The following is a 5342-nucleotide window of genomic DNA, read 5'->3' on the forward strand; positions in this document are numbered from 1 at the left end:
GTACCCTTCTCAGAGTACTCTCTATGTACGGCACCGCATCTTCCTATCCTCGCAGCCAGCGATCCGGCAACTACTTTCGGCGTGATAGAGCTTAACTTCTGTGTTCGGAATGGGAACAGGTGTGTCCTCTATGCTATCAATACGACACCTTTGAGTTTTACACTCAAAACTAAATAGTATCAAATTCTTCTTCTAAATTTTGCCACTCATATCTTCTCTTGAACTTCCGTTCTTGACTTTGGTTAAGTCCTCGACCTATTAGTACTAGTCCGCTCCATTGATCACTCAACTACCACTTCTAGCCTATCTACCTCATAATCTCTAAGGGGTCTTACTTCTTGCGAATGGGAAATCTCATCTCGAGGCGAGTTTCACACTTAGATGCTTTCAGCGTTTATCTCTTCCAAACATAGCTACCCAGCAATGCTCCTGGCGGAACAACTGGTACACCAGCGGTTTGTTCACCCCGGTCCTCTCGTACTAAGGGCAACTCCTCTCAAATTTCCTGCGCCCGCGACGGATAGGGACCGAACTGTCTCACGACGTTCTGAACCCAGCTCGCGTACCGCTTTAATGGGCGAACAGCCCAACCCTTGGGACCGACTACAGCCCCAGGATGCGATGAGCCGACATCGAGGTGCCAAACCTCCCCGTCGATGTGGACTCTTGGGGGAGATGAGCCTGTTATCCCCAGGGTAGCTTTTATCCGTTGAGCGATGGCCCTTCCATGCGGAACCACCGGATCACTAAGTCCTACTTTCGTACCTGCTCGAGTTGTTGCTCTCGCAGTCAAGCTTGCTTATGCCTTTACACGCTACGAATGATTTCCAACCATTCTGAGCAAACCTTTGAGCGCCTCCGTTACCTTTTAGGAGGCGACCGCCCCAGTCAAACTGCCCGCCAGACACTGTCCACGATCACGTTAAGTGACCAGTGTTAGAATGTTCATACAACGAGGGTAGTATCCCACTTTTTGACTCCGACTAGACTGGCGTCCAATCCTCTTCGTCTCCTACCTATTCTGTACAAGCAGCACAAACATTCAATATCAAGCTACAGTAAAGCTCCATGGGGTCTTTCCGTCCTGTCGCGGGTAACCCGCATCTTCACGGGTATTTAAATTTCACCGAGTCCCTCGTTGAGACAGTGCCCAGATCGTTACGCCTTTCGTGCGGGTCGGAACTTACCCGACAAGGAATTTCGCTACCTTAGGACCGTTATAGTTACGGCCGCCGTTTACTGGGGCTTCAATTCGTACCTTCGCCGAAGCTAAGCACTCCTTTTAACCTTCCAGCACCGGGCAGGCGTCAGCCCCTATACTTCATCTTACGATTTTGCAGAAACCTGTGTTTTTGATAAACAGTCGCCTGGGCCTATTCACTGCGGCTCATCTTTTACAATGAGCACCCCTTCTCCCGAAGTTACGGGGTCATTTTGCCGAGTTCCTTAACGAGGGTTCTCTCGCTCACCTTAGTGTTCTCCACTCGACTACCTGTGTCGGTTTGCGGTACGGGCAGTGTAATACTCCCTAGAAGCTTTTCTCGGCAGTGTGACATCACAGACTTCTCTACTTTATTTCGATCCGCATCACAGCTTGTTCTTAACAGAAAAAAGCATTTCACTCTTTCCCAAACTTACTGCTTGCACGCACATATCCATCAGTGCGCTTCTGTTAGCCTCCTGCGTCCCTCCATTGGTCAAACGCATTACTACTGGTACAGGAATCTCAACCTGTTATCCATCGACTACGCTTCTCAGCCTCGCCTTAGGTCCCGACTAACCCTGGGAGGACGAGCCTTCCCCAGGAAACCTTAGTCATTCGGTGGACAGGATTCTCACCTGTCTTTCGCTACTCATACCGGCATTCTCACTTGTAAGCGCTCCAGTAGTCCTTACAGTCTACCTTCATTGCCCTTACAACGCTCTCCTATCGCGTGCTTTTACGCACACCCGCAGTTTCGGTAATATGTTTAGCCCCGGTACATTTTCCGCGCAATGGCACTCGACTAGTGAGCTATTACGCACTCTTTAAATGGTGGCTGCTTCTGAGCCAACATCCTAGTTGTCTATGCACTATCACATCGTTTTCCACTTAACATATATTTAGGGACCTTAACTGGCGATCTGGGCTGTTCCCCTTTCGACGGTGGATCTTATCACTCATCGTCTGACTCCCATTCATACATAGCTGGCATTCGGAGTTTATCAAACTTTGGTAACCCGAGATGGGCCCCTAGGCTTAACAGTGCTCTACCTCCAGTATGCTTATAATGAGGCTAGCCCTAAAGCTATTTCGGAGAGAACCAGCTATCTCCAGGTTCGTTTGGAATTTCACCGCTACCCACAGTTCATCCGAGCATTTTTTAACATGCACCGGTTCGGACCTCCAGTAAGTTTTACCTCACCTTCATCCTGACCATGGGTAGGTCACCTGGTTTCGGGTCTACAGCATCGTACTATTCGCGCTATTCACACTCGCTTTCGCTGCGGCTCCGGTCTTTCCACCTTAACCTCGCACGATACCGTAACTCGCCGGTTCATTCTACAAAAGGCACGCCATCACCCATTAACGGGCTCTGACTTCTTGTAGGCGTCGTGGTTTCAGGAACTATTTCACTCCCCTTCCGGGGTGCTTTTCACCTTTCCCTCACGGTACTGGTTCACTATCGGTCACTAGGGAGTATTTAGCCTTACGGGATGGTCCCCGCAGATTCCGACCGGATTTCACGTGTCCGGCCGTACTCAGGATCCTGAAAGAAGTGTGCTTTATTTCGCGTACGGGGCTATCACCCTCTTTAGCCAAGTTTCCCAACTTGTTCTGCTATAAAACACTTTTGTAACTTCTATATATCAGTCCTACAACCCCAGAATGCAAGCACTCTGGTTTGGGCTCTTCCCGTTTCGCTCGCCGCTACTTGGGGAATCGATTTTTCTTTCTGCTCCTGCTGCTAATGAGATGTTTCAGTTCACAGCGTGTTCCGTCAATAATCTATGTATTCAACTATTGACAACTCTTTGCGAGTTGGGTTTCCCCATTCGGAAATCTCTGGGTCTTAGCGTACTTACCGCTCACCAAAGCTTATCGTAGTTAGTCACGTCCTTCATCGGCTCCTAGTGCCAAGGCATCCACCACGCGCCCTTATTAACTTAACCGTCACAACCGTAGTTGTGCTTTAAGTTTATGAGTTGGTCTTCTTTCAGACCTGCGTTTTTTTCCATTCCTGTTACAGAACTTCTTTATTGCTTTGTTTCTCGGCTTAATTTATTAATAATTTTACTTATCTTTAAAAGAATTTGTTACTATTCAGTTTTCAATGTGCAACTCCGGCAGCTTTGACACTGCCTATGGAGAATAGCGGGATCGAACCGCTGACCCCCTGCTTGCAAAGCAGGTGCTCTCCCAGCTGAGCTAATTCCCCATAGGTGTCATCTTTGACCATGATCCCTATGTCGGTATCACACTCAAAACTAAACAAAACTTTGAACTTCTTGAACTGGCAATCTAATGCCCCTGCTACTTTCCGTTTATCCTTAGAAAGGAGGTGATCCAGCCGCAGGTTCTCCTACGGCTACCTTGTTACGACTTCACCCCAGTCATCTGTCCTGCCTTAGACGGTTCCCTCCTTACGGTTAGGCCACCGGCTTTGGGCATTACAAACTCCCATGGTGTGACGGGCGGTGTGTACAAGACCCGGGAACGTATTCACCGCGGCGTGCTGATCCGCGATTACTAGCGATTCCGACTTCGTGCAGTCGAGTTGCAGACTGCAGTCCGAACTGAGACGTACTTTAAGAGATTAGCTCACCTTCACAGGTTGGCAACTCGTTGTATACGCCATTGTAGCACGTGTGTAGCCCAGGTCATAAGGGGCATGATGATCTGACGTCGTCCCCGCCTTCCTCCGGTTTGTCACCGGCAGTCTCGCTAGAGTGCCCATCTGAATGCTGGCAACTAACAATAAGGGTTGCGCTCGTTGCGGGACTTAACCCAACATCTCACGACACGAGCTGACGACGACCATGCACCACCTGTCACTTTGTCTCCGAAGAGAACACTTCTATCTCTAAAAGCTTCAAAGGATGTCAAGACCTGGTAAGGTTCTTCGCGTTGCTTCGAATTAAACCACATGCTCCACCGCTTGTGCGGGTCCCCGTCAATTCCTTTGAGTTTCAACCTTGCGGTCGTACTCCCCAGGCGGAACACTTAATGCGTTAGCTTCGGCACTAAGAGGCGGAAACCTCCTAACACCTAGTGTTCATCGTTTACGGTGTGGACTACCAGGGTATCTAATCCTGTTTGCTACCCACACTTTCGAGCCTCAACGTCAGTTACAGTCCAGTAAGCCGCCTTCGCCGCTGGTGTTCTTCCATATATCTACGCATTCCACCGCTACACATGGAGTTCCACTTACCTCTACTGCACTCAAGTTGACCAGTTTCCAATGCCTTTCCGGAGTTGAGCTCCGGGCTTTCACATCAGACTTAATCAACCGTCTGCGCTCGCTTTACGCCCAATAAATCCGGATAACGCTCGGGACATACGTATTACCGCGGCTGCTGGCACGTATTTAGCCGTCCCTTTCTGGTATGGTACCGTCAAACTAAAGTCATTCCCTACTCTAGCTGTTCTTCCCATACAACAGTGCTTTACGACCCGAAAGCCTTCATCACACACGCGGCGTTGCTCCATCAGGCTTTCGCCCATTGTGGAAGATTCCCTACTGCAGCCTCCCGTAGGAGTTTGGGCCGTGTCTCAGTCCCAATGTGGCCGATCAGTCTCTCAACTCGGCTATGCATCATTGTCTTGGTAGGCCTTTACCCCACCAACTAACTAATGCACCGCGGATCCATCTCTAGGTGACGCCGTAGCGCCTTTTAACCTTGTATCATGCGATACGAAGTTTTATTCGGTATTAGCATCTGTTTCCAAATGTTATCCCCAACCTTGAGGTAGGTTATCCACGTGTTACTCACCCGTTCGCCACTCACTTGAAAGGTGCAAGCACCTTTCGCTGTGCGTTCGACTTGCATGTATTAGGCACGCCGCCAGCGTTCATCCTGAGCCAGGATCAAACTCTCAATTTAAATGAATTTAAATTCATCGCTTGAAGATGTACTCTTCGATTAAACTGACTAATTGTTATATCTCTATAACGTTGATCCGTTTTATTTGTTTGTTACGAATTGACTTCGCAAATTTGTTTCTTTAGCAATACTTTCGTACCACTAGTAACAGATTCGTTTGTTCAAAGTTTTGTTCAGTTTTCAATGTGCTACGCGCTGTCCCTCGCTTGAGACAACTATATTATCTTACCACGCTACTCTCGCTCTGTCAACTACTT

At 48.7% G+C, this 5342-nt stretch carries 1 tRNA gene and 3 rRNA genes; all 4 read right to left on the bottom strand.

Features of this window, described 5'->3' with window-relative positions:
• Nucleotides 1-30 precede the first annotated feature (30 nt).
• The 4 genes from rrf to EUI_RS0109950 all read right to left on the bottom strand — a co-directional run bounded on the left by rrf (nucleotide 31) and on the right by EUI_RS0109950 (nucleotide 5085).
• Nucleotides 31-147 (bottom strand): 5S ribosomal RNA (gene rrf / locus EUI_RS0109935).
• Between the two features lie 91 nt (nucleotides 148-238).
• Nucleotides 239-3153 (bottom strand): 23S ribosomal RNA (locus tag EUI_RS0109940).
• A 193-nt stretch (nucleotides 3154-3346) separates the two neighbouring features.
• A tRNA-Ala gene (locus tag EUI_RS0109945) sits at nucleotides 3347-3419 on the bottom strand.
• 116 nt (nucleotides 3420-3535) lie between these two features.
• Nucleotides 3536-5085: ribosomal RNA gene (locus tag EUI_RS0109950) — 16S ribosomal RNA — on the bottom strand.
• Together the 16S, 23S and 5S rRNA genes with 1 tRNA gene alongside form the textbook arrangement of a ribosomal RNA operon.
• Nucleotides 5086-5342 lie beyond the last annotated feature (257 nt).

Source organism: Leuconostoc gelidum subsp. gelidum KCTC 3527, from assembly GCF_000166715.1.
GTDB lineage: Bacteria > Bacillota > Bacilli > Lactobacillales > Lactobacillaceae > Leuconostoc > Leuconostoc gelidum.